At 61.6% G+C, this 24,412-nt stretch carries 19 protein-coding genes; 8 read left to right on the top strand and 11 right to left on the bottom strand.

Features of this window, described 5'->3' with window-relative positions; genetic code table 11:
- Positions 1–23: 23 nt before the first annotated feature.
- Positions 24–986 carry a CobW family GTP-binding protein gene (locus AC19YS_RS08120; RefSeq protein WP_500601411.1) on the top strand — a complete coding sequence of 321 codons (963 nt, stop codon included), beginning with the start codon at positions 24–26 and terminating at the stop codon, positions 984–986.
- Here AC19YS_RS08120 and AC19YS_RS08115 read toward each other — a convergent pair.
- Positions 980–1,375 (bottom strand): DUF3301 domain-containing protein, encoded by a 396-nt coding sequence (locus AC19YS_RS08115; RefSeq protein ID WP_106575929.1) that lies wholly within the window; start codon positions 1,373–1,375, stop codon positions 980–982. The genes AC19YS_RS08120 and AC19YS_RS08115 overlap by 7 nt on opposite strands.
- A gap of 117 nt (positions 1,376–1,492) precedes the next feature.
- Between AC19YS_RS08115 and pdxY the strand changes: the two genes are divergently transcribed.
- Positions 1,493–2,365, top strand: a complete 873-nt coding sequence (pdxY, locus tag AC19YS_RS08110; RefSeq protein ID WP_106575928.1) for a pyridoxal kinase PdxY — start codon at positions 1,493–1,495, stop codon at positions 2,363–2,365.
- A 129-nt stretch (positions 2,366–2,494) separates the two neighbouring features.
- Here the strand turns inward: pdxY and AC19YS_RS08105 are convergent, their stop codons facing one another.
- Positions 2,495–2,980 (bottom strand): acyl-CoA thioesterase, encoded by a 486-nt coding sequence (locus tag AC19YS_RS08105; protein WP_076013223.1) that lies wholly within the window; start codon positions 2,978–2,980, stop codon positions 2,495–2,497.
- Between the two features lie 292 nt (positions 2,981–3,272).
- Here AC19YS_RS08105 and AC19YS_RS08100 point away from each other — a divergent pair, with 292 nt between their 5' ends.
- Positions 3,273–5,036: a cation:proton antiporter gene (locus AC19YS_RS08100; RefSeq protein ID WP_169367877.1), complete on the top strand. Its 1,764-nt coding sequence runs from the start codon at positions 3,273–3,275 to the stop codon at positions 5,034–5,036.
- Between the two features lie 160 nt (positions 5,037–5,196).
- Here AC19YS_RS08100 and AC19YS_RS08095 read toward each other — a convergent pair whose 3' ends face one another.
- The 3 genes from AC19YS_RS08095 to uvrD form a co-directional block, all read right to left on the bottom strand.
- Entirely contained in the window at positions 5,197–5,604 is a 408-nt protein-coding gene (locus AC19YS_RS08095) for an SMI1/KNR4 family protein (RefSeq protein WP_017135771.1), read from the bottom strand.
- A 135-nt stretch (positions 5,605–5,739) separates the two neighbouring features.
- A complete protein-coding gene (locus tag AC19YS_RS08090; RefSeq protein ID WP_106575926.1) occupies positions 5,740–6,609 on the bottom strand; it encodes a Tim44 domain-containing protein in 870 nt (289 codons plus the stop codon).
- 225 nt (positions 6,610–6,834) lie between these two features.
- Entirely contained in the window at positions 6,835–9,018 is a 2,184-nt protein-coding gene (gene uvrD / locus AC19YS_RS08085; RefSeq protein ID WP_106575925.1) for a DNA helicase II, read from the bottom strand.
- A gap of 279 nt (positions 9,019–9,297) precedes the next feature.
- Here uvrD and AC19YS_RS08080 point away from each other — a divergent pair, with 279 nt between their 5' ends.
- The 3 genes from AC19YS_RS08080 (at position 9,298) to AC19YS_RS08070 (ending at position 13,615) form a co-directional block, all read left to right on the top strand.
- A complete protein-coding gene (locus AC19YS_RS08080; protein WP_500601408.1) occupies positions 9,298–12,171 on the top strand; it encodes an EAL domain-containing protein in 2,874 nt (957 codons plus the stop codon).
- A gap of 162 nt (positions 12,172–12,333) precedes the next feature.
- Positions 12,334–13,200 carry a transcriptional regulator HexR gene (gene hexR, locus AC19YS_RS08075; protein ID WP_010168370.1) on the top strand — a complete coding sequence of 289 codons (867 nt, stop codon included), beginning with the start codon at positions 12,334–12,336 and terminating at the stop codon, positions 13,198–13,200.
- 220 nt (positions 13,201–13,420) lie between these two features.
- Positions 13,421–13,615: a PA3496 family putative envelope integrity protein gene (locus AC19YS_RS08070; RefSeq protein ID WP_106575923.1), complete on the top strand. Its 195-nt coding sequence runs from the start codon at positions 13,421–13,423 to the stop codon at positions 13,613–13,615.
- On the opposite strand, the gene AC19YS_RS08065 is transcribed toward AC19YS_RS08070, so the two are convergent.
- Positions 13,545–14,519: a LysR family transcriptional regulator gene (locus AC19YS_RS08065; RefSeq protein ID WP_500601406.1), complete on the bottom strand. Its 975-nt coding sequence runs from the start codon at positions 14,517–14,519 to the stop codon at positions 13,545–13,547. The two genes, AC19YS_RS08070 and AC19YS_RS08065, sit on opposite strands and share 71 nt — an antisense overlap.
- A 195-nt stretch (positions 14,520–14,714) precedes the next feature.
- Between AC19YS_RS08065 and AC19YS_RS08060 the strand changes: the two genes are divergently transcribed.
- Complete coding sequence (locus tag AC19YS_RS08060) at positions 14,715–16,130, top strand: acetyl-CoA carboxylase biotin carboxylase subunit (protein ID WP_088421996.1); 1,416 nt, start codon at positions 14,715–14,717, stop codon at positions 16,128–16,130.
- Between the two features lie 11 nt (positions 16,131–16,141).
- A complete protein-coding gene (gene oadA / locus AC19YS_RS08055) occupies positions 16,142–17,950 on the top strand; it encodes a sodium-extruding oxaloacetate decarboxylase subunit alpha (RefSeq protein ID WP_367242161.1) in 1,809 nt (602 codons plus the stop codon).
- Between the two features lie 79 nt (positions 17,951–18,029).
- Here the strand turns inward: oadA and AC19YS_RS08050 are convergent, their stop codons facing one another.
- The 5 genes from AC19YS_RS08050 to AC19YS_RS08030 form a co-directional block, all read right to left on the bottom strand.
- On the bottom strand, positions 18,030–19,256 hold the full coding sequence (locus tag AC19YS_RS08050) for an autotransporter outer membrane beta-barrel domain-containing protein (protein ID WP_500601403.1): 1,227 nt from the start codon (positions 19,254–19,256) through the stop codon (positions 18,030–18,032).
- Positions 19,257–19,453: 197 nt separating this feature from the next.
- Positions 19,454–22,423: an autotransporter outer membrane beta-barrel domain-containing protein gene (locus AC19YS_RS08045; protein WP_500601401.1), complete on the bottom strand. Its 2,970-nt coding sequence runs from the start codon at positions 22,421–22,423 to the stop codon at positions 19,454–19,456.
- A 214-nt stretch (positions 22,424–22,637) separates the two neighbouring features.
- Complete coding sequence (locus AC19YS_RS08040) at positions 22,638–23,309, bottom strand: GNAT family N-acetyltransferase (RefSeq protein ID WP_119741142.1); 672 nt, start codon at positions 23,307–23,309, stop codon at positions 22,638–22,640.
- 10 nt (positions 23,310–23,319) lie between these two features.
- A complete protein-coding gene (locus tag AC19YS_RS08035; protein WP_119741140.1) occupies positions 23,320–23,766 on the bottom strand; it encodes a GNAT family N-acetyltransferase in 447 nt (148 codons plus the stop codon).
- Positions 23,763–24,401 (bottom strand): FMN-binding negative transcriptional regulator, encoded by a 639-nt coding sequence (locus AC19YS_RS08030; RefSeq protein WP_500601399.1) that lies wholly within the window; start codon positions 24,399–24,401, stop codon positions 23,763–23,765. The genes AC19YS_RS08035 and AC19YS_RS08030 overlap by 4 nt, the downstream gene beginning before the upstream one ends.
- Positions 24,402–24,412: the final 11 nt, after the last annotated feature.

Raw genomic sequence — 24,412 nt, 5'->3', positions numbered from 1 at the left:
ACACGGTCTGAATGATGCCACTGATGCTGCAGAATATTCCCACCCACGTGATTGCCGGGCCGTTGGGCGCCGGCAAGACCAGCCTGATCAAACACCTGCTCGCCCAACGCCCGGCCAACGAGCGCTGGGCCGTGTTGATCAACGAGTTCGGGCAGATCGGTCTGGACGCTGCCTTGCTCACTCAGGATGACGACGGCATTGCTTTGGGCGAGGTGGCAGGCGGCTGCCTGTGTTGTGTGAATGGTGCACCGTTCCAGGTAGGCCTGGGCCGCCTGCTGCGTAAGGCCAAGCCTGATCGGCTGTTTATCGAGCCCTCCGGGCTGGGCCATCCGGCGCAGCTACTCAAACAACTGCGCCAGGCGCCGTGGCAACAGGTGCTCGCCGTTCAGCCGTGCGTGCTGGTGCTGGATGCCCAGGCGCTGGCGGCGGGTAAACCCTTGCCTGATGCGCAACGCGAGACGCTGGCCAGTGCCGGGCTATTGGTGTTGAACAAGGATGAGGCGCTGGATGCCGCGCAGCGCCAGGCCATTGAACAGCAATTACCCGACTGCCCGCTTTACTGGACGCGCCAGGCGCACGTGCCGCTCGACCTGTTGCCCGGCTTGGATGCGAAAGGCCGCACTGCTGTGGATAACGTCGAAGTGCCCCAAGGCTTAGCGCAGATACCGGCGATCTGGACCGATCCGACGCTGCCAATCTGCCTCAGCCAGGCTCAAGAAGACGGCTGGAGCATCGGCTGGCGCTGGCATCCTGGCCAGCGCTTCGACACCGTGCGCCTGCACGGCTGGCTGACAAATCTGGTGTGGCGGCGCGCCAAACTGGTTATCCACAGCCCTGAAGGATGGCTCAGCGCCAACGCGGTGGATAACGGCGCACTTCTCTGGCAACCGAGCGAATGGCGCCGTGACTCACGTATTGAATTGATCTTCGGCCAGCCACAGGACGTGGCTGTATTGCAGGACGCTTTAGCCGCCTGCCGTCAGTGACGGTTCTTGCTGGCGTGGTCCTGGCGCCATTGGCTCAGCTCGATCACTTCAGCGCTGGGCAGCGGCGTTTTGATCTCGAACGGGTAGGGCGCCAGTTCGATCTGCGCGCTGTGAGCGCCAAACTGAGTGATCGTCCCGGGATGGCGGGCTTCGCCGGTTACGGTGAACTCAAAGTTATAGATGCGCGCCAGACGCCGCCGGCCCTTGGCATCCTTCACAAAACCGATGCGTTTCAACGCCACCGCGCCATCGAGCAGCTCGATATCGAGCTTGGCGCAATGCTGCTTGACCCGCTCCAGCGCCCGCTCGCGCAGGCCGTGGTTGTGCCAGACCCAGGCGGCGCCGGTCGCCAGCAGCATCAACACAAAGATGTTTCCCAGGGTCAGCATGCCATGAACTCCAACAAAGTGAGAGCAGCTTAACTGTGTCTCTGGTCTGTCGTACAGGCCGTGTTTAGTCGCATACTGCGCGGCCAGAATTTCAATGGCTTTACGGAAATCTCCCGCATGAAACGCACACCTCATCTGCTTGCGATCCAGTCTCATGTGGTTTTTGGCCACGCCGGAAACAGCGCCGCCGTGTTCCCCATGCAGCGGGTCGGGGTGAATGTCTGGCCGCTCAACACGGTGCAGTTCTCCAATCACACTCAGTATGGACAGTGGGCGGGCGAAGTGTTGGCGCCGCAGCAAATTCCGGCGCTGGTGGAAGGGATTGCCGCAATCGGCGAGTTGGGTAACTGCGATGCCGTGCTGTCTGGCTACCTCGGCAGTGCGGCCCAGGGCCGTGCGATTTTGACGGGCGTGGCGCGCATCAAGGCCATCAACCCCAAGGCCTTGTACTTGTGCGACCCGGTGATGGGCCACCCGGAAAAGGGTTGCATCGTGCCTCAGGAAGTCAGCGATTTCCTGTTGGACGAAGCGGCAGCGATGGCGGATTTCCTTTGCCCCAACCAACTGGAGCTGGACAGCTTTGCCGGGCGCAAGCCGCAATCGCTGTTCGATTGCCTGGGCATGGCCAAGGCGCTGCTGGCGCGCGGACCCAAGGCCGTGCTGGTCAAGCACCTGGATTATCCGGGCAAGCTGCCGGATGGTTTTGAGATGCTGTTGGTGACTGCCGATGGCAGCTGGCACTTGCGTCGGCCACTGCTGGCGTTCCCGCGTCAGCCGGTGGGCGTGGGCGACCTGACGTCGGGGCTGTTCCTGGCGCGGGTGCTGCTCGGTGACAGCCTGTTGGCAGCCTTCGAATTCACGGCCGCTGCGGTGCATGAAGTGCTGCTGGAAACCCAGGCCTGCGCCAGCTACGAGCTGGAGCTGGTCCGCGCCCAAGACCGCATCGCCCATCCTCGCGTGCGCTTCGAAGCCACACCGATCGGTCTGTAACCCAACAAAACCCATGTGGCAGCGGGCTTACCCGCGATAGCGGTGGGTCAGCCAGTACATGCACTACTGACAGATCGCTATCGCGGGCAAGCCCGTTCCCACATGTTGATCGGGTTTAGAGCTGGGGTCTTACGGCCCGTCTGCCTTGATTTCCTGATAGCGCTTTTCCAGCTCCTGGCGAATCTGCCGGCGCTGCTGCGCCTGCACGAACCGGCGCTTGTCTTCGCTGTTGTGCGGCTGCAGTGGCGGCACGGCGGCGGGTTTGCGCTGGTCGTCCACGGCCACCATGGTGAAGAAGCAGCTGTTGGTATGGCGCACCGAGCGCTCGCGGATGTTCTCGGTCACCACCTTGATGCCCACTTCCATCGACGTATTGCCGGTGTAGTTGACCGAGGCAAGAAAGGTCACCAGCTCGCCGACATGGATCGGTTCGCGAAAAATCACCTGGTCCACCGACAAGGTCACCACATAGCGACCGGCATAACGGCTCGCACAGGCGTAGGCCACTTCGTCGAGGTACTTGAGCAGGGTGCCGCCGTGAACATTGCCTGAGAAGTTGGCCATGTCAGGGGTCATCAGTACCGTCATCGACAGCTGGGCGTTTCCGGGTTCCATAGCACACTCACGGGTTGTAGGCATCGGTTGGGGTGGCACCTCTGCGGGTGCTGAAATCTTTGCAGCGCCATCCCTAACGGGACGCCGGTGGGCGGCTTGCCGTCACGCCTGCACCGATCTGTTTCCATATATTGCACCGGCTTTCTGCCGGAAGTCGCGGTGTTAACCTTCAAAAGCCCGTCTCAGGGCATTTCTTACGATTAAGGCCGACTTTTCCTTCCGCATATTGCGACCGTTCATAGGTGCCGGTGGAAGTGGGAAAAGCGCCAGTACCCTCAAGGAGCCCCTCGCCATGCACGCCATCAGTTTTATTCAGGATCTGGCTGTGATCATGCTGGTGGCAGGGGTTGTCACCATCCTGTTTCACCGCCTCAAGCAACCGGTGGTGCTGGGGTATATCGTCGCCGGGTTCATTATCGGCCCCCACACGCCACCGTTTGGCCTGATCCACGACGAAGACACCATCAAGACCCTCGCCGAGCTGGGGGTGATCTTCCTGATGTTCTGCCTGGGCCTGGAGTTCAGCCTGCGCAAGCTGTTTAAGGTCGGCGCCACGGCGTTTATCGCCGCATTCCTCGAAATCATCCTGATGATCTGGATTGGCTACGAAATCGGCCGCTGGTTCGATTGGAACACCATGGACTCGCTGTTCCTCGGCGCCATCCTGGCGATCTCCTCGACCACCATCATCGTCAAGGCACTCAACGACCTGAAGATGAAAAACCAGCGCTTTGCCCAGCTGATTTTCGGCGTGCTGATCGTGGAAGACATCCTCGGTATCGGCATCATTGCCTTGCTGTCGAGCATCGCGGTCAGCGGCACGGTCAGCTCCGGCGAGGTGTTTTCCACCGTCGGCAAACTCTCGCTGTTCATGATCGTCGCGCTGGTCATCGGCATACTGCTGGTGCCGCGCCTGCTGGCCTATGTGGCCAAGTTCGACAGTAACGAGATGCTGCTGATCACTGTGCTCGGCCTGTGTTTCGGCTTCTGCCTGCTGGTGGTGAAGCTCGAATACAGCATGGTGCTGGGCGCGTTCCTGATCGGCGCGATCATGGCCGAGTCCCGTCAGTTGATTAAGATCGAACGCCTGATCGAGCCGGTTCGCGACATGTTCAGCGCGATCTTCTTTGTCGCGATTGGCTTGATGATCGACCCACAAATCCTGCTGCAATACGCTTGGCCCATCGCGGTAATCACCGTGGCGGTGGTGCTGGGCAAAATGTTGTCCTGCGGCCTGGGGGCGTTTATCGCCGGCAATGACGGCCGCACCTCTCTGCGCGTGGGCATGGGGCTGTCACAGATTGGGGAGTTTTCCTTCATCATCGCCGCATTGGGGATGACCTTGCAGGTGACCAGCGACTTCCTCTACCCGGTGGCCGTGGCGGTGTCGGCGATTACCACGCTGCTCACGCCGTACCTGATTCGCGGCGCCGACCCGTTATCGTTGAAGATTGCGGCGGTGATGCCCAAGCGCATGAGCCGGGTGTTCGGTATGTATGGCGAATGGTTGCGCAGCATCCAGCCTCAGGGCGAGGGCGCAATGCTGGCGTCGATGATTCGCAAGATCATCCTGCAAGTGGGGGTAAACCTGGCATTGGTGGTGGCGATCTTCTTCGCCGGCGGCTTTTTTGCGGCGCGCATCGGTGGGTATCTGGAAGGCTGGATCAGTGATCCAAGCTGGCAAAAGGCGTTGATCTGGGGCGGGGCGTTGTTGTTGTCGCTGCCGTTTTTGATTGCGGCGTATCGCAAGCTCAAGGCGCTGTCGATGTTGCTGGCAGAGATGAGCGTCAAGCCGGAAATGGCCGGAAGGCATACCCAGCGTGTACGACGAGTGATCGCTGAATTGATCCCCATCCTGTCGCTGCTGGTGATTTTCCTGCTGCTGGCAGCCTTGTCGGCCAGTATCTTGCCAACCAACAAGTTGCTGGTGCTGATCGCCGTGGTGGCAGCAGCGGTGGCGGCGGTGCTGTGGCGGTGGTTCATCCGCGTGCATACGCGGATGCAGGTTGCCTTGCTGGAGACCCTGGATAACCACAAGGACACGCCGGAGCACTAAGCCGAGCGGCGCATTCTTGTGGCGAGCGAGCCTGCTCGCGCTAGGCTGCGCAGCCGCCCTGAAAACAGTCACCTCGCCATCTGGAAAGCGCATCACCCTGGTTGGGGCTACTGCGCAGCCCAGCGGGGGCAAGCGCCCTCGCCACAAAAGCTTTGCGGAATCAGCTTTCCAGCCAGACGTCCCGCGCCCAGTGCCACACCGATTCCCAAGTTTCTTCGGTAACCAGTTCTTCTTCGCCGGACCACAGCACCACGGTGCCGTCTTCTTCGACGCAGTAGTAGTCGTCGCCGTCCTGGCAGATCGGGATCATGCTGCGGTCAACACCGGCATCCCACGCGTTGGCGGCCACGTCCGGCAGGTAGGTGTGGGACTGCGGGTCGGTAACCGTCACCGGCTCCAGGCTGCCATACACCACGTCGCTGACGGTGAGCAGGAATTCGCGGAAGACAAACGGGATGTCGATGAACAGTTGTTCTTCGATTTCTACAATTTGGTCTTCGTCAGGCAGTTCCAGAGGAACCGGGACCGGTTCGTTGGCTTCACGCAATTGTTCGATGATTTCTTCCACGGCCGGGATCCTCTTGCTAGTTGGCGCGGTTAATAGGGCGTTTTATACAGTAGCTCGCTATAAGTGCAACCGCGAAATAGAAAACCCCGGAACATGTCCGGGGTTTTTATTACCAAGTGCTCAAGCGTGCGGTTATCAGCCGTTCTGGCGGATACCGGCGACCAGCCAAGGCTGGTTGTCGCCTTGGGCGCGCTCCATGTTCCAGCTTTCGCTGAACACTTCGCCCTGGTCGAAACGCGAGGTCTTCGACACGCCGCTGAAGGTCAGGGTGGCGATGGTCTTGTCGGCGCGATCATCCACACCTTCCAGTTGTACGCGCAGGTCGTCGATGTAGGTCGACTGGAAACCGTCGCCCAGGTCGGCACGTTCGCGCTTGAGGAACTCCAGCAGTTGTGGGGTCACGAACTCGGAGATCTTGTCCATTTCGTTGGCGTCCCAGTGCTGTTGCAGGGACTGGAAGTGGCTGCGGGCCGCTTCGACGAAACGCTCTTCGTTGAACCAGGCCGGTGCATTAATCACCGGACGAGCGGTGGCAGGCGCTGGCGAACCACCAAAGATCGAACCTGTGGTTGGTTTTTGCTCGAAGACTTCACGCTGCATCGGCGCGCCGGCTGGAGCCATGTGCTCCTGCTGCTTGCGGCGACGGGCGGCGATGAAGCGGAAGATCAAGAAGGCGATAACCGCCATGATCAGGATGTCGAAGATCTGCATGCCCTGGAAGCCGCCGCCCATGAACATGGATGCGAGCAGGCCACCGGCGGCGATACCGGCCAGAGGGCCTAACCAGCGCGAAGCACCGCCGGCCTTGGCAGCCGCGCCAGCAGCACCGGCTGCACCGGCCGTTGCTGCAGCACCGCCGGCACCGGCGGAAGGAGCCATTTGGCTGGTCTGGTGAGTCGGTGCCGAGCCCATGCTTTTGCCGCCACCGAAGCGCTTGGCGTTGGCGTCGAGGCTCATCGTCAGGCCGATGCACAACGCCATGGCGATGCTAAGAAAACGTTTCATAAAGGGAATTCCCATTTGTGGATTGCACGCGCGCCATGTTGCACAGGTGTCGTGACAGTGGCTAGCGGCATAATGTTTCGGGCTTTTACGTAAGACCAATTCCGAAGGGTCTGTAGGACTAGTTACAGATATTGGCCCGAGCAGGCGAAAAACAAGGGAGGGGCATGATTCTTCACATTGCAGGCGCCCGGCCAGCCGGGCGCCTAACAGTGAGCATGCAGTGTTTCAGATCGCTTCGAGCTTGGCGTAGCCCATCATCAGCCACTTGCTGCCTTCGGCGAAATTCACCTGCACCCGCGCCTGGGCGCCAGCGCCTTCGAAGTTGAGGATCACGCCTTCGCCGAACACCGAATGCCTGACCTGCTGGCCAAGGCTGAACTGGGTTTCCGGAATCTCGGAACCGGCAAACAGGGTGCTGGAGCTCTGCTGCTGGCCGCCGCCGAACGGGCGGCTGACGCTGTTGGACAGGCGCACTTCCTGGATCAGTCCCTTCGGCACTTCACGTACGAAACGCGACACCTTGTTGTAGGTCTCGCTGCCGTACAGGCGTCGTGTTTCGGCGTAGGTCATCACCAGGTTCTGCATGGCACGGGTGATGCCCACGTAAGCCAGGCGGCGTTCTTCCTCAAGGCGGCCGGGCTCTTCCAGGCTCATCTTGTGCGGGAACAGGCCTTCTTCCATGCCCACCAGGAACACATACGGGAATTCCAGGCCCTTGGCGCTGTGCAAGGTCATCAGCTGGATGCTGTCTTCATGCTCATCGGCCTGGGTATCACCGGCTTCCAGCGACGCATGCCCGAGGAAGGCGGCAAGCGGCGTCAGCTCTTCATCTTCATCAGTGTTTTCGAACGCGCGGGCGGCGCTGACCAGTTCTTCAAGGTTTTCTACCCGCGCCTGGCCCTTCTCGCCTTTTTCCGCTTCGTGATAGGCGATCAGGCCCGATTGCTCAATCACGGTCTGGGTCATCAAATGCAGCGGCATTTCCGCGCATTTGGCGGCGAGGTTCTCGATCAGCTCGACGAACACACCCAAGGCACCGGCAGCGCGGCCGGTCAGGCCCTTATTGGCGATCAGCAAGCGCATGGCTTCCCACATCGACACATCGGCGTGGCGCGCGTGGTCGCGGATGGCCTCGACGGTTTTCTCGCCGATGCCACGCGCCGGAACATTGATCACCCGCTCCAGCGCCGCATCATTACCACGGCCCTCGAGCAAGCGCAGGTACGCCATCGCGTTCTTGATTTCCGCACGCTCGAAGAACCGCTGGCCGCCATAGATGCGGTACGGAATACGTTCGCGCAGCAGGGCTTCTTCCAATACCCGCGATTGGGCGTTGGAGCGGTACAAGATGGCGATATCGTTACGCGCCAGCCCGGTTTTCAACGCGCTTTCGATGGTTTCCACCACATAACGCGCTTCATCGTGCTCATTGAACGCGGCGTACAGGTTGATTGCTTCGCCTTCGCCGCCGTCGGTCCACAGCTCTTTGCCCATGCGCCCGGTGTTATTGGCGATCAGTGCGTTGGCAGCCTTGAGGATGCCGGCGGTGGAGCGGTAATTCTGCTCCAGACGGATAGTGATCGCGTCCGGGAAGTCGTCGGAGTACTGGTAGATGTTCTCGATTTTTGCGCCACGCCAGCCGTAGATCGACTGGTCGTCATCGCCCACCACCATCAGGCTGTCGCCGCCTTTGGCCAGCAAGCGCAACCAGGCGTACTGCACGGCGTTGGTGTCCTGGAACTCGTCCACCAGGATATGCCGGAAGCGCTTCTGGTAATGCGCCAGCAAGCCTGGGTTGTCGCGCCACAGGTCGAGGGCGCGCAGCAGCAGCTCGGAGAAGTCGATCACGCCGGCACGCACGCAGGCGGCCTCGTAGGCTTCATAAATGCTGCGCATGGTGGCCAGGAACAAATCGCCGCTGGCCTGAATATGTTGCGGGCGCAGGCCTTCGTCTTTCTGGCCGTTGATAAACCATTGCGCCTGGCGCGCGGGCCAGCGCTGTTCGTCCAGGCCCAGCTCGCGGATCACGCGCTTGACCAGGCGCTGCTGGTCATCACTGTCGAGGATCTGAAAGGTCTGGCTCAGTCCCGCTTCCTGCCAATGCGCCCGCAACAAGCGGTGGGCCAGGCCGTGGAAGGTGCCTACCCACATGCCGGCCGGGCTGATGCCCATCAACTGCTCGATGCGGTGGCGCATCTCGGCAGCAGCCTTGTTGGTGAAGGTCACCGACAGGATGGAATGCGGGGACGCGTTTTCAACCTGGATCAACCAGGCGATACGGTGCACCAGCACTCGGGTTTTACCGGAGCCAGCACCGGCCAGGACCAACTGACGGCCAACGGGGGCTGCTACGGCCTGGCGTTGGGCATCGTTGAGGGAGTTCAGCAAAAGGGAGAGATCATCGCGCATCGGCGCATTCTAGGGTGCCCGGGGGAGTGGGGCAAATCCCAATGCCGGGTGGTCACTCGAAAACCTCAGGAGTGTTTCGAGCCGCACAAACATTCTGGTGGGGCTGATGACCGGTCGGTCATAGGCCACAGCCCGCGCGGCATCTCGCTCAAGCTGTCTGGCCCCGAGTTTTGCGGCGGTTTATCGTGCGGTTTTTATGACTTGGAGCAGTTTGGCCCAAGCGCTTGCTTGTGTATGCTCCGTGCACGTTTCGGGCTCACCATTATAAGAACACTGCCTATGACTCTCAGTCCCGACCTGTTCGGCCCCTCGGCGGCGCCTGTGCACGTCATCCGTAAATATTACGCAACCGAGATGGCGGTCGAACGCACTCGCCTGCTCTACCAAGGTTCATTGCTGCCGACTTTATTGATGTTGGTGAACGGCCTGGTCTGCGCCTGGTTGCTGTGGAACCCCAAGCAATATCTGTTGGACAGCGTGTGGCTGGTCTGGCTGCTCGCCCTGGTGGCCTTGCGCGTCATTCAAGTGGCGGCGTTCGATTCGGCCATGCCCAGCCGCCAGGCCCAGCCGATCTGGCGGCGCATGTTCATGCTCGGCTCGGCGGTCAGTGGCCTGACGTTAGCCACCGCCGCCATTGCGCTGGTGCCGGCGGACAGCTTCATGCAGCAGGCCTGGGTGTTCGGCCTGATCGGCGCGGCAACGCTGTCGGCCAGCGTGGCTTATGCCGTGAGCCTGCCTGCGTTCCTGTCCTTTGCCGTGCCGTGTCTGGTGCCGGCCATCCTTTATCTGTTTTGGAACGGCACGGCGCAACAGCAAGGTTGGGGCGTGCTTGGCCTGATCCTGCTGGGCTCTCTGAGCCTGGTGGCGTGGCAGGTCAACCGCCTGATCCAGCGTGGCCTGCTGCGACGCTTTCAGAACCAGGCGCTGATCGAGCATTTACAGCAGGCGCAGCAGCGCAGCGAGCAGTTGAATCAGGAATTGGTGCGCGAAGTCGAGCAGCGCCGCCAGGTCGAACAGGACCTGCGCGAGGCCCAGATCGGTCTGCAAGACCGCGTGGCGCAACGCAACCAGGAACTGGACGCCGCCAGCCTGGCCCTGAACAAAAGTGAAGCGCGCCTGGCCATGGCGCTGCAGGCCAGCGAACTGGGGCTGTGGGACTGGAACCTGCAGACCGATGAAGTCCATCACACTCAGCTCAAAGAGTTGTTCGGCCTTGAGCCCGAGTACGTCACGGCAATGCTCAGCCACCTCAAGCCGCGCCTGCACCCCGACGACTTGCCGCTGCTCAAGCGCGCACTGGTGGAGCATTTGAAGGGCCGCACCGAGGATTACCAGGTTGAATACCGCGTGCGCCACGGCGACGGTCACTGGGTCTGGATCGAAGACCGCGGCCGCGCCGTGGAGCGCTCCCCCAGTGGGCGGGTAACGCGCATGCTCGGCACCCGCCGCGACATCAGCGCCGGCAAGGCCCTGGAAGAACAGCAGCGACTGGCCTCGACCGTGTTCGAGGCGGCCAGCGAAGGCATCGTGATTCTTGACCCGAACTATGCGCTGATCGCCGTCAATCAGGCTTTCAGCCGTGTCACCGGCTTTGAAATCGACGACATGCTCGGCCGCAACGTCGTGGAACTGCCCAGCAGCCGTGACGCGCGTCGCCACTTTCCGGTGATTCGCCAGGCCCTGCTCAGCCACGGTACCTGGCAGGGCGAACTGGTTGAAACGCGCAAGAATGGCGAACTGTACCCGCAATGGCTGCAGCTGAACGTGGTGCGCGATGTTCGCGGAAATGTCAGCCACATTGTGGGCTTCTTCGCCGATCTGTCGGCGCGGCGTGAGTCCGAAGAGCGCATGCGCTACCTCACGCACTATGACGAGTTGACGGGCCTGGCCAACCGTTCACTGTTCCGCGAGCGACTGCGCGAAGCCCATGCGCGTGTGCGTCAGGGCGGGCGTAGCCTGGCGTTGCTGCATATCAACCTGGACCGCTTCAAGTTGCTGAACGACAGCCTGGGCCATGAAGTCGCTGACCAGCTGTTACAGAAAGTGGCCCGTCGTCTGATCAACGCGTTGCCCGAGGCTGACACCATTGCGCGTCTGTCCGGCGATGAGTTCGCCGTGCTGTTCGACGCGTACGGCAACCTGTCGAGCCTGGCGCGAGTGGCCACGCGGCTCCTGGCGAAGCTGCGGGTGCCGGTGACGGTAGACGGGCATGAGTTGGTGGTCAGTGCCTCAATGGGTGTCAGCCTGTTGCCGGATAATGCGCGGGAAATTTCCGCGTTGGTCAGTCAGTCCAACATGGCCATGCAACATGCCAAGCACTTGGGCGGCAACAACTTCCAGTTTTACACCGACAGCCTGCAAGCCAGCACGCTTCAGCGTTTGCAGCTGGAGAACCACTTGCGCAAGGCCATCGACGAGCGCCAGCTCACGGTGTTCTATCAGCCCAAACTGTGCCTGGCCACCGGCAAGCTGAATGCCGCCGAGTCGCTGATTCGCTGGGAGCATCCGCAGTGGGGCATGGTGCCGCCGGGGGACTTTATTGGCCTGGCCGAAGAAACAGGCCTGATCGTGCCGCTGGGCGAATTCGTCTTGCGCCAGGCCTGTTGGCAAGCGTGCGAATGGCAGCGCCAGGGGTTGGCGCCGATTCGGGTGTCGGTGAACCTTTCCGTGCACCAGTTGCGCCAGGGCAAGTTGGTCAGCCTGGTGCGCCAAGTGCTCGAAGAAACCGGCCTTGACCCGCAATACCTCGAACTGGAACTGACCGAGAGCCAACTGCTCGACAGCGTCGAGCACATCATTGCCACCTTCCAGCAACTGCGCGACCTGGGCGTGAAGCTGGCCATTGACGACTTTGGCACCGGCTACTCGTCCCTCAGCTACCTCAAGCGCATCCCCGTGGATTACGTGAAGATCGATCAGACGTTCATCCGCGGCCTGGGCCAGGGCCGCGAGGACGCCGCGATTACGCGTGCAATCATTGCCATGGCCCATGGGCTGGCGCTCAAGGTGGTGGCCGAAGGTGTGGAAGATCAGCAGCAGCTGGATTTCCTGCGAGGGGAGCGCTGTGACGAAGTGCAGGGCTATCTGATCAGTCGGCCGGTGGAGGCCGAGGCGCTGGCAGATTTGTTGCGGAAAAATGCAGACTTTCCTTAAAGACGGCCAGGCCGCCTATGTGGCTACACGGCAGCTGCCCGCTGATTCAAAGGGCATCAGGGCGATTTAGTGATGCATCGGACGGGCAAAACGGCAATTCTTGTAGTATAACTACAAGCTTGCTACATCCCTGGCGCCTGCCAATAACAAGAGTCCTGCCCTTTGAACCTGTTGCAACATATCGCCCAGTCGCGCCACCTGTTACGCAAATCGGAACTCAAGGTTGCCGATCACGTGCTGCTTGACCCTGCGGCCGTGATGCACAGTTCCATGGCCGACCTGGCCCACAGCGTGGGCATCAGTGAGCCGACCATCGTACGTTTTTGCCGTGCCATTGGTTGCTCCGGGTTTCAGGACTTGAAACTCAAGCTGGCCCAGAGCCTGGCGGCGGGTGCGAGCTTTGGGCAGTTTGCGATTCACGAAGACGACTCCGTCGCCGACTACAGCCTGAAAATCTTCGACACCACCTTGCACACCCTGATGGAAGTGCGAGAAAAACTCGACCCAGTGGAATTGCAGAAGGCCGTGACCGCAATGTCCCAGGCCCAGCGCGTCGAATTTTACGGCTTCGGTGCGTCGGGCGCCGTTGCTGCCGACGCCCAGCACAAATTCTTCCGCCTGCTGCTCACTGCAGCGGCTTACAGCGATCCGCACATGCAGGCGATGTCGGCGGTCACGCTGAAGCCCACGGATGTGGCGATCTGCATCTCCCAGTCCGGTCGCTCAAAAGACCTGCTGATCACCGCCAACCTGGTGCGTGAAAGCGGCGCGACGCTGATCACGCTGTGCCCAAGCCAGACGCCATTGGCGGAACTGTCGACGGTAAACCTGGCGATCGACGTGCACGAAGACACCGAAATCTACACCCCGCTGACCTCGCGCATCGCCCATCTGGTGGTGATCGACGTGCTGGCGATGGGCGTGGCCATGGCGCGCGGCCCGAGCCTGGTCAACCACCTCAAGAGCGTGAAGCGCAGCTTGCGCAGCCTGCGTCTCTCGCCAAAATCGGTCAAAGCCCTCGACGACTGATTGAAGGTCGCACCCCGTCAAATGTGAGAGCTGGCTTGCCGGCGATAGCGTCACCTCGGTTTAACTGAAAACCCGCGGTGCCTGCATCGCAGGCAAGCCAGCTCCCACAGGCAATCTCCTTCAATTTCGGAATATTCATCGTCCTGTAACCCCCACGCCGCCAAACCGTCATCCGCCGAGCCCATCCTGAACTCCCCGTACTCGCATTGGGAGACTCAACATGGCCCGGCAATACGAAGACAGCAGCACCGTCAAAACCCGTCGTCAGCAAGAAGACCAGCGCCGCATGGCGTTTCGTCGCGCAATCGAAGACCGTTGCGAAGAGCGCCAATTGCTCCAGAGCATCACGGACTACCCGGAACTCCACTGGCAGGCACCCGCGGCTGCCCAGCGAAGCGCTCAGCCAACGCGCTGATCTGCACCCGTTCGCTGCGGATAAAGCCCAGGAACGCATGGGCCACCGGTGACAGGCGCTTGGCCTTGGCCTGCACCAGGCACCAACTGCGGTAAAGCGGCAGTTCTTCCACCGGCAGCTCCTTGAGCCCGCCGGTGGCCAGTTCCAGGTTGACCGCGTGGCGCGTCAGCAACGCCACGCCCAACCCTGCGTTCACGCACTCACGCTGCGCCTCGGCCGAAGCCACTTCCACCGTCTGGGTGAAGTGCACGCGTTTCTCCTTGAAGTACTCCTCGCAGGCCAGTCGCGTGCCGGAGCCCGGCTCGCGCACCAGCAGCGTGTACGGTTCCAGGTCCTGCAAACGCAGCGCGCCTTGCAGGCTCAAGGGATGGTCAGGCGGCGCCACGGCGACAATCGGGTTGTTCAAAAACGGCAGGAATTCCAGGCCCATGTCCTGGGGCACCATGGACATGATCACCAGGTCATCACGGTTGTCTGAAAGCCTTCGAATCACCTGGGCACGATTGACGACTGTCAGGTGCAATTGCACCTCCGGGTGCTGGCGCTTGAAGGCGGCAAACAGGTGCGGCACGAAGTACTTGGCACTCGATTCGATCGCCAGCTTCAGCTGGCCTTGCAGCGAGCCCTGCATGTCCGACAGCTGCATATCGAGGTTTTCCAGGCGCCCGAAAATATCCCGGCTGGCGCGTTGCAAGGCTTCGGCGGCCTCGGTCATGTAGAGCTTTTTGCCGACGTAATCGAACAGCGGCTGGCCGATCAGCTCTTCCAGCTGGCGAATTTGTAGGCTTACGGCTGGTTGTGTGAGAGACATTTCCTCGGCGGCACGGCTGTAGGAGCGCAAATCACAGACTTCGTTGAAAATCTGCAACTGACGTAATGTCATACGCATCAATGACTTACGCATTATTTCAATCCTCTCGCCCCAGGCCGTCCGGCCAACTATAAGTGTTTACTTATACACAACCCAATAATTATTGATTTTTGTTAATCCTCCGTTGCGCCTAGTGTGTGTCTCGCGACTGTCATGAAACATTTGGTCACGCGTCGACTCGGATCCAACCGGTCGAAGACGCAGCAAACGGCTCAAGGGAATTTCCAAGTGATAAAAAAGATCCTGATCGCCAACCGTGGTGAGATTGCCGTACGAATCGTGCGTGCCTGCGCCGAGATGGGCATTCGCTCGGTCGCGGTTTACTCGGACGCCGACCGCCACGCGTTGCACGTCAAACGTGCCGACGAAGCCCACAGCATTGGTGCCGAGCCTCTGGCCGGCTACCTGAACCCGCGCAAGCTGGTGAACCTGGCCGTGGAAACCGGCTGTGATGCGCTGCACCCCGGCTACGGTTTCCTGTCGGAAAACGCCGAGCTGGCAGACATCTGCGCCGAACGCGGGATCAAATTCATCGGTCCGTCGGCCGAGGTGATTCGCCGCATGGGCGACAAGACCGAAGCGCGCCGCAGCATGATCAAGGCCGGTGTGCCGGTGACGCCCGGCACCGAAGGCAACGTCGCCGACATCGCCGAAGCCCTCACCGAAGGCGACCGCATTGGTTACCCGGTGATGCTCAAGGCCACCTCCGGTGGTGGCGGTCGTGGTATCCGCCGCTGCAACAGCCGCGAAGAACTCGAACAAGCCTTCCCTCGCGTAATTTCCGAAGCCACCAAGGCCTTCGGTTCGGCGGAAGTGTTCCTGGAAAAATGCATCGTCAATCCCAAGCACATCGAAGCGCAAATCCTCGGTGACAGCTTTGGCAACGTGGTGCACCTGTTCGAGCGTGATTGCTCGATTCAGCGCCGCAACCAGAAGCTCATCGAAATCGCTCCAAGCCCTCAGCTCACCCCGGAACAGCGCGCCTACATCGGCGACCTGTCGGTGCGTGCCGCCAAGGCCGTGGGCTACGAGAACGCCGGCACCGTGGAGTTTCTGCTCGCCGAGGGCGAGGTGTACTTCATGGAGATGAACACCCGGGTGCAGGTTGAGCACACCATCACCGAAGAAATCACCGGCATCGACATTGTGCGTGAGCAGATCCGCATCGCCTCGGGCCTGCCGCTGTCGGTGAAACAGGAAGACATCCAGCACCGTGGTTTCGCGTTGCAGTTCCGCATCAACGCCGAAGACCCGAAGAACAACTTCCTGCCCAGCTTCGGCAAGATCACCCGTTACTACGCGCCCGGCGGTCCTGGCGTGCGCACCGACACGGCGATCTACACCGGCTACACCATCCCTCCGTTTTACGACTCCATGTGCCTGAAGCTGGTGGTGTGGGCGTTGACCTGGGAAGAAGCCATGGACCGCGGCCTGCGTGCCCTGGACGACATGCGCCTGCAAGGCGTGAAGACCACCGCCGCCTACTACCAGGAAATCCTGCGCAACCCGGAATTCCGCAGCGGCCAGTTCAACACCAGTTTCGTGGAAAGCCACCCTGAGCTGACCAACTACTCGATCAAGCGCAAACCCGAAGAGCTGGCCCTGGCCATCGCCGCCGCCATCGCCGCCTACGCAGGCCTGTGAGGAATATTCCAATGACTAAAAAGATCTTCGTAACCGACACCATCCTGCGCGACGCCCACCAATCGTTGCTGGCGACCCGCATGCGCACCGACGACATGCTGCCGATCTGCGACAAGCTCGACAAAGTCGGCTACTGGTCGCTGGAAGTCTGGGGCGGCGCGACCTTCGACGCCTGTGTACGTTTTCTCAAGGAAGACCCGTGGGAGCGCCTGCGCAAACTGCGCGCTGCGTTGCCCAACACGCGCCTGCAAATGCTGCTGCGCGGCCAGAACCTGTTGGGGTACCGCCACTACAGCGACGACGTGGTCAGAGCTTTCGTCGCCAAGGCTGCGGTGAATGGCATCGACGTGTTCCGCATCTTCGACGCCATGAACGACGTGCGTAACCTGCGCGTGGCCATCGAAGCGGTGAAAGCCGCCGGCAAGCATGCCCAGGGCACCATCGCCTACACCACCAGCCCGGTGCACACCATCGACGCGTTTGTGGCCCAGGCCAAGCAAATGGAAGCCATGGGCTGCGACTCGGTCGCCATCAAAGACATGGCCGGCCTGCTGACGCCGTACGCCACGGGCGAGCTGGTCAAGGCACTCAAAGCCGAGCAGAGCCTGCCGATCTTTATCCACTCTCACGACACGGCGGGTTTGGCCGCGATGTGCCAACTCAAGGCCATCGAAAACGGTGCCGATCACATCGACACCGCCATCTCCAGCTTCGCCTGGGGCACCAGCCACCCAGGCACCGAGTCGATGGTTGCCGCCCTCAAAGGCAGCGAATTCGACACCGGCCTCGACCTGGAACTGCTGCAGGAAATCGGCCTGTATTTCTACGCCGTGCGTAAGAAATACCACCAGTTCGAAAGCGAATTCACCGCCGTCGACACCCGCGTACAAGTCAACCAGGTGCCGGGCGGGATGATTTCCAACCTGGCCAACCAGTTGAAAGAGCAGGGCGCACTCAACCGCATGAGCGAAGTGCTGGCCGAAATCCCGCGCGTGCGTGAAGACCTCGGTTTCCCGCCGCTGGTGACTCCGACCTCGCAGATTGTCGGCACCCAGGCGTTCTTCAACGTGCTGGCCGGCGAGCGCTACAAGACCATCACCAATGAAGTGAAGCTCTACCTGCAAGGCGGCTACGGCAAAGCGCCGGGCACGGTGAATGAAAAACTGCGCCGCCAGGCCATCGGCAGCGAAGAGGTGATCGACCACCGCCCGGCCGACCTGCTCAAGCCGGAAATGACCAAGCTGCGCGGCGAAATCGGCGCGTTGGCCAAGTCCGAAGAAGACGTACTGACCTACGCGATGTTCCCGGACATCGGGCGCAAGTTCCTTGAGGAGCGTGACGCCGGCACCTTGAGCCCGGAAGTGTTGTTGCCGATTCCTGAGGCCGGCGGCGTAGCGCGTGCCGGTGGCGAAGGCGTGCCGACCGAGTTCGTGATCGATGTGCACGGCGAAAGCTACCGCGTCGACATCACCGGTGTCGGCGTCAAGGCCGAAGGCAAGCGCCACTTCTACCTGTCCATCGACGGCATGCCCGAAGAAGTGGTGTTCGAACCGCTCAACGAGTTCGTCAGCAGCGGCGGCAGCAAGCGCAAGCACGCGACCGAGCCGGGCCATGTCAGCACGGCGATGCCGGGCAATATCGTCGACGTACTGGTCAAGGAAGGCGACGTGGTCAAGGCCGGCCAGGCCGTGCTGATTACCGAAGCCATGAAGATGGAAACCGAAGTGCAGGCCGCGATTGCCGGCAAAGTTTCCGCCGTTCATGTGGCCAAGGGCGACCGGGTCAACCCTGGCGAAATCCTGATTGAAATCGAAGGCTGAGTCACAGCCTTCAAGACAACCGCTTAATCCTCGGGGGGGCAGGTGCCCCCCTTTTTTTTCGCCTGAAATAAAGCGTGGGTCAAAAGCCCATGGCCCATTGGCCCATCAACCCCTGATGGCGGCTGTTGCTGCCAACGTCAGCGGTGTAGGTCAGGCCCAACGTGTGTTGGGCCGACAGTGCAAGGTCGAGACCGGCGCGCAGGCCCAGGCTGTTGCGGTCCAGGGCGGTGCCTTTGAGGGTGAAGCCGCTGTCGAAATCATCGCGTTTATCCCACGCCGAAGATTGGCGAAGCGTACTGCTGACGTCGCCATAGAGGTGCTGCCAGTGTGTACTCAAGTGGGGGTTGAGGATCATCTGATTGCCCAGGGCATACAGGCTCGACAGGCGCAGGCCGAAGGTGCTGTTCAGGTTCTGCTGGTTTTGTTCGCCGACGTTAAGGGCTGTCACGCCACCTTTTTCGGTGAAGCTTTTGCGGTGATAGCGCTGCCAACCGAGGCCGGCAAAGGGCTCGATGCTGATTGCGGCACCGCCCAGTTGATAGCCCAACTCGGCGAATGCGTTCTGGCTTTGAGCGCTGTACTTGCCCCTGAGTTGGTCGCGCAAGTTGAGGAAGTCGACATCGACGCTGCGTTTATTTCGCCCATCGTGGTGGCTGTAAATCGCCCCCAGGCGCAGTGCCAGCGGGCCGTCCTGGCGCAAGGCATAGGCGCCCAGGTGCCAGCTTTCCAGTTCGGCCTTGAAACGTTTGGCGTTCAGGTTGCTGCCTGACTTGGCCCCCATTACGCCCAAGCGCCAGGCGGTGTCCACCGACCAGTCGGCGCCGACCATCAGGCCTTGTGTGCGCTGTTGCAAACCGGCGCTGCCGCGGTGGTCGTCGAGCTTGCCGCTGTTGCCCAGGCCGTTGAGCCATACCCGAGCGTCTTCGCGTGTCTGGCCGCTCAGTTCGCGGATCGCCGACAGCAGGTTGGCGTTCAGCTGTTTCAGGCTGTCTTGGGTGGCGGTGCCCAGGTTGGCATGCTGGCTGCCCGCCAATTGCTCAAGCACCGCGCCGACGTTGCCTGGCGCCAGGCTGCCCAGGTAACTGCCCAGGTGCTCGAGTGCGTCCTGTTCGCGCTTGCTCAACGCGCCGGACTCCAACAGTTGATCAATAGCGTAATCAAGCATGATTGCCGCCTGTTTGCCGTTATGGGTGGTGGCATGCTCGACGAGGTAAAACTCATCGGCAGGCGCGGGAGGCGCGCGGTCGTGCACGGCGGGCTGATCGCCCAGAGGGATCTCGTTAAGCCAGTCGCTGTCGTGCTCCATGTTCCTCTGCGCCTGTGCAAACGGAGCAGCTGTGACCACCAGCATGAGGGTAAGGGCTATAGCGAACTGTTTTTGTGCAAGTGACATGTAAATCCAGCCTCATGGAATAAGAGGCCGGGAATTTAGCGAGATGACGGGGCGATAACTGTCAGGCTACCGACCCCTGATTCGCGGGAGTTGTCTTTAGTGCTGAGCGATTAAAAACTCATCTGCCATTGGCCGACCAACGCGTGATTGCGGCTGTTGCTGCCGATCTCGCCGGTGTAGCCCAGGCCCAGGCTATGGCGCGCCGACAAGCCTACGTCCAGCCCGGCTTCGAGTAGCAGGCTGTTGCGGTCCAGGGCGCTGCCTTCGACATTGAACGCTGTGCCGCCGGCCAGGAAAGCCTGGCGCGTGCTGCTGTCGACATCGCCGTAAGTGTGCTTCCAGCCGGCGCTGACACGGGGCGTGAGGCTGATGCCGTTGTCCAGTTGGCTCAGGTGCGCCAGGCGCAAACCGAATGTGCTGCTGAAATTGTCCTGGGTCTGACCGTCGACATGCAGTGCGGCGGCGCCGCCTTTTTCGTTGTAGCTGTCACGCTGGTAGCGCTGGTAGCCGAGGTTGGCGAATGGCTCGGCACTCAGGTGGCCGCTGCCCATGGCGTAACCGAGTTCGGCAAAGGCCTGCTGGCTGTTGGCGTCATAGTCGCCTTTGGGGCGGTCGTTGAAACCGTTGAAGGCCACCGTGCGTTTGCTGTCGCCCTGGTGCCCGCTGTAAGCCGCGCCCAGGCGCAAGGCCAGGGGCCCACTCTGGCGCATGGCGTAGACGCCGGCGTGCCAGCTGTCGACGCTGCCGTCCACGCCGGTGGTGTCCAGGTCGGTCTTCGAATAACCGCCCAGCAAACCCACGCGCCAGTCGCTGTCGAGGGCCCAATCGGCCCCCAGCACTGTGCCTTTGGTGCGTTGGGTCAGGCCGTTGCTGCCGTGCTCGCCATCAAGCTTGCCGTAGCTGCCGATGCCCTGCAGCCACAGGCGGCCACGCGCGTTCGGGTCATTGAGGTTGCGCGCATCGCTGGGTACGCCGCTGGCGGCGAGCACTGGGGTGTCGCGCTGATCAAGCCCGACCATCAAGCCCGCGCCGCCGCCCAATTGATGCATCGCCGCAAGCATGCTGTTGCCTACTTGGGCGCTGGCGCCGAGGGTGGCGCCAGTGAGGTTGGCAGTGCTGCTGCCGGCCAATTGCTCGATGGCTGCACCGGCGGTGGCGGTGGTGGTGGAGAGCAGGGCGTTATACAGCGGATTGTGGGTGCCCAGGCCTGCCAGGCTGTTGGCCGCACTGGCGCCGTTGCCGGTAGTGGCGAACTGATTGAAAGCAATGTCGTTACGGGCGTACGTCAGGCCGACTTGGGTAGGGCTGTAATCCAGGCTTGGCGTGAGGAATGCATAGTCGCTGGTGACGGTACCGAATTGCCCCTTGATGCTGCCGGCTTGCAGCACGGTGTAATGGCTCTGCCATGGATACGTGCCGCTGGCAGGGTTGATTGCCAGGGTCGCGCCATTGAGGTTGGCCGTGCCGCCGACCTTGATTGGCGCGCTGCTGCCATCGGCATTCACGCCATAGGCCAGGGTCGAGCCGCTGCCCATGGTCAGGTCGCGGGCGATGGTGGCGGTGCCCAGCGCCGTATTGGTTTGCAGCGTGCCGTTGACCACCAGGCTGCCCACCGAGCCGCCTCCGGCGTAGATGCCGCCGGCATCGACTGTCACGTTACCGGCGATGCCGCCCTGGTTGATCAGTTTGGCACCGCTGAAAATCTCGCCGCCGTCGCTGAAATCGCCGCTGCCGGTGAGGGTCCAGGTGCCTTGCTTCACGGCCAGCCATTCAAAATTGCGGCTGTTACCGAAACTGCCGCCTGCAGCGTCATCCAGGCTCAGCCGGTCATAACCGGCGCCGCCATCCACCAGGCCGACAAAGCGGCTGCCACTGAGCAACACCAGCGTGTCATCACCACCGCCCAGATCCAGAGCCAGGCCATTGCTGCCGCTGATGGTGCCGCCGTTGATCACGGTGTCGGCAAAGTTGCCGACAAACTTCACGCCAAAGCCATTCAGACCCTGGATGACGCCGTGGTTTTCCAGGGTGGTCGCGGCAACGCCCGGGCCGTCGCTACCGTCGTCCACCAGGATCGCGTTGTTGGCGCCGCTGACCAGCGCACCCTTGGCGTTGTACACATAGCCGCCGCCCAGGGCGATGCCTTCGCTGCCGTTGGCAAAACCATTTTTGTCGACACCGCCGGCACCGATGCCCTGGATGATGCCGTAGTTTTCGATATGCGCGATTTTGTCGATGTCCACGCCATCGCCGTCGCCGTCCGGCTGCAACCCGGAGAAGGCGCCGGTGATGGTGCCGTGGTTGATCACCGTGCCATCGCCGTCGGAGCCAAAGCCCGAGCCGTTGCGGCCAATCACCGTGCCGTAGTTGGTCAGCGACGCACCCAGGTCGGTGGTGATGCCATGGCGACCGCCAGAAATCAGGCCGTAGTTGGTCACCGTCACACCGGTGGCGGAATCGATATCGACGCCGTCGAACTTGTCATCGCGCGAGAACGTGTCGCCGGTGGAGATCTCGCCATAGTTGGTAATGTTTGCGTTGGCGCCGGTCTTCATGCCGTCACTGGCATCGCCACGAATCAACCCACCGGCGCGGTTGATGATCGTGGTCGTCACGTTGGCGCTGCGGATCGCATCCAGGTCCAGCCCTTGGCCGGTGGCCGAGCGAATGGTGCCGCTGTTGTCGATCAACAAACGGCCGCTGGCAAAGTTGCTGTTGATGCGCAGCGCGTCATTGGCGCCCTGGATCACACCGCCCGCGAGGTTGTAGACGCTGTAGTTGCGCGCCCCGGTGAGCGTGCCCGAACTGTCGATTGCGCGCCCGCCGGTTGAGACCAGCTTGCCCGCGTTGGTGATCACCACGCCCGCACCGCTGGTGCCATCCTTGAGCGTGACGGCCACGCCGGAGGTGGTGATGCTGCCCGGCGCCGTGGTGGTCAACGAATCGCTGCCGGTCAGGGTTTGCCCCGCGGTGGTGGGCGTGTCGATCAGCACGGTTTTGGTCGGCGCAGGCGCCGCTTCAGCGAGGCTGCTGGCCAATAACGTGATGGCGAGTGCGAGGCGGTGGGGCGACGGGGGCATGGCGGACGACCTTGTTATGGAAACGAGTCGACCTGTATAGCGAAGGGTGATTGCAGGAATGTGTCGGGGAGATGACAGCAGTGGGCCCGCTGCAGATCAACTGTGGCGCGGGCTTGCTGTCGAAAGCGGTGTGTCAGGTATTGCCGGTGTTGACTGGTCTACCGTCTTCGCGAGCACGCACGCGCCCACATTGGTTGTGTGTTGTGGCTCAGAATCAGGCCCGGCACTCGGCCAGTGTTTTTAGTTGGCCAGAACCCTGCTGGTTTGCCTCGGACAGCCACGCTTCAAACCCTGCTCCAAGGGTTGGCCATTCCGAATCCAGGATCGAATACCACGCCGTATCGCGGTTCTGCCCCTTGACCACCATGTGCTGGCGGAACACGCCTTCAAAGCTGAAGCCCAAGCGCTGCGCCGCGTATTTGGAACGGGCATTGGCGTTGTTGCACTTCCATTCCAGGCGACGGTAGCCCTGCTCAAAAGCGTGATTGGCCAGCAGGTATACCGCTTCGGTGCTTTTGGGCGAGCGTTGCATCGGCGCGCCGAAGGTCACGTGGCCGATCTCGATGCGGCCCTGGGCCGGGACGATGGACATCAGGCTGAGGATGCCTTGTACCTCGCCGCTCTGGCGGTCGATCACGCTGAAGAAGTACGGGTCGCTGTGCTGGGCATGGTTGTTGAGCCAGGCATCGAAAGCGGCGCGCTCGGGGAAGGGGCCATAAGGCAAATAGTCCCAGAGCTTAGGATCGGCGCCAGGGCCTTCAAGGGCCTGGAACAGGCCATCGCCATGGCGCGCGGGGTCGAGTTTTTCCAGGCGGATGAAACGCCCTTCGAGCACTTGAACGGTGGGCGCGGGAACGCCTTTCCAGTCGGCGGGTGAGATAGGCATGCGGATTTCCTCAAAGACCTTTGCGAAATTGGATAAAGCCAGGACGTTCGGCAATACGTTCGTAGAGTTGAATCGCGGTGGCATTGCTCTCGTGGGTCAACCAATGGACCTTGCAGCAACCGTCGGCCTTGGCGGTGGCGTAGACAAACTCGATCAGCTTGCGACCCACGCCGCTGCCACGTTGGGCCGGCTCCACCAGCAGGTCCTGCAGGTAGCAGGAATTTTCGATGCTCCAGTTAGAGCGGTGGTAGATGAAGTTGACCATGCCCACCGCCTTGCCGTCCTGCCAGGCCAGGGCGGAATGGGTCGGCTCACTGGCATCGATCAGGCGCTGCCAGGTGCTTTGGCTGACGGCGTCGGGCAATTGGGTTTCGTAAAACTTCAAGTACGCCTGCCACAGTGGCAGCCAGGCGGCATGGTCGGCTGCGGTGACGGGGCGGATATCGATCTGGCTCATTCTGTGCCTCCTTGAGGGATAAAGCGCGCGAGCGTCTGATCGCGCACATCGATGCTGGCGGCCAAGCCCTCGCGCACGCCGTTGATATCGGCCTGGCTGCGGTTCTGGCTGAGTTTGCGTTTGCCGATCAGGCGCTCGATGGGCAGGGCGAAACCGACGATGGCCTTGAGCATGCCGTCAATGTAGTCGGCGGGAGCATCGCTGACGCTCCAGGGCTGGGCGCGGTTGCCTTCGTGGCGATCGGTCAGCGCCGTGACCACCGCCAGCAAGCGCTCGGCATCGGTAAATACCTCGGCCTTGCCGTACGCATGCACGGCGATGTAATTCCAGGTGGGCACCACTTTGCCGTGCTCGGCCTTGGCCGGGTAAAACGCCGGGCTGATGTAGGCGTCGGCGCAGGCAAAGATCACCAGGGCTTCACTGCCATTTTGCAGGTCGCGCCACTGGGGGTTGGCCTTGGCCATGTGCCCGTAAAGCGTACCGTTCGGGCCTTGATCGGGGTTGAGCAGCAACGGCAGGTGACTGGCCTGCAGGCCCTGCTCGCCAAAGGTCACCAGCTGCGCCAGGCGAGTGTGCTGGATCAGTTGCTGCAGTTCGGGCAAATCGTCGAGGGCAAAGGCGCGGGGTGTGTACATGGAAATATTCC

This window comes from Pseudomonas sp. MF08831 (assembly GCF_059862645.1).
Note: the sequence above shows the minus strand (reverse complement) of the source record. Positions and strands in the feature narration are given on the sequence as shown.

Excerpts from the sequence above, each read along its gene's own strand:
- AC19YS_RS08120 (WP_500601411.1), top strand. The coding sequence starts at position 24 with ATGCTGCAGAATATTCCCACCCACGTGATTGCCGGGCCGTTGGGCGCC.
- AC19YS_RS08115 (WP_106575929.1), bottom strand. The coding sequence starts at position 1,375 with ATGCTGACCCTGGGAAACATCTTTGTGTTGATGCTGCTGGCGACCGGC.
- pdxY (WP_106575928.1), top strand. The coding sequence starts at position 1,493 with ATGAAACGCACACCTCATCTGCTTGCGATCCAGTCTCATGTGGTTTTT.
- AC19YS_RS08105 (WP_076013223.1), bottom strand. The coding sequence starts at position 2,980 with ATGGAACCCGGAAACGCCCAGCTGTCGATGACGGTACTGATGACCCCT.
- AC19YS_RS08100 (WP_169367877.1), top strand. The coding sequence starts at position 3,273 with ATGCACGCCATCAGTTTTATTCAGGATCTGGCTGTGATCATGCTGGTG.
- AC19YS_RS08090 (WP_106575926.1), bottom strand. The coding sequence starts at position 6,609 with ATGAAACGTTTTCTTAGCATCGCCATGGCGTTGTGCATCGGCCTGACG.
- uvrD (WP_106575925.1), bottom strand. The coding sequence starts at position 9,018 with ATGCGCGATGATCTCTCCCTTTTGCTGAACTCCCTCAACGATGCCCAA.
- AC19YS_RS08080 (WP_500601408.1), top strand. The coding sequence starts at position 9,298 with ATGACTCTCAGTCCCGACCTGTTCGGCCCCTCGGCGGCGCCTGTGCAC.
- AC19YS_RS08070 (WP_106575923.1), top strand. The coding sequence starts at position 13,421 with ATGGCCCGGCAATACGAAGACAGCAGCACCGTCAAAACCCGTCGTCAG.
- AC19YS_RS08065 (WP_500601406.1), bottom strand. The coding sequence starts at position 14,519 with ATGCGTAAGTCATTGATGCGTATGACATTACGTCAGTTGCAGATTTTC.
- oadA (WP_367242161.1), top strand. The coding sequence starts at position 16,142 with ATGACTAAAAAGATCTTCGTAACCGACACCATCCTGCGCGACGCCCAC.
- AC19YS_RS08050 (WP_500601403.1), bottom strand. The coding sequence starts at position 19,256 with ATGGAGCACGACAGCGACTGGCTTAACGAGATCCCTCTGGGCGATCAG.
- AC19YS_RS08045 (WP_500601401.1), bottom strand. The coding sequence starts at position 22,423 with ATGCCCCCGTCGCCCCACCGCCTCGCACTCGCCATCACGTTATTGGCC.
- AC19YS_RS08040 (WP_119741142.1), bottom strand. The coding sequence starts at position 23,309 with ATGCCTATCTCACCCGCCGACTGGAAAGGCGTTCCCGCGCCCACCGTT.
- AC19YS_RS08035 (WP_119741140.1), bottom strand. The coding sequence starts at position 23,766 with ATGAGCCAGATCGATATCCGCCCCGTCACCGCAGCCGACCATGCCGCC.
- AC19YS_RS08030 (WP_500601399.1), bottom strand. The coding sequence starts at position 24,401 with ATGTACACACCCCGCGCCTTTGCCCTCGACGATTTGCCCGAACTGCAG.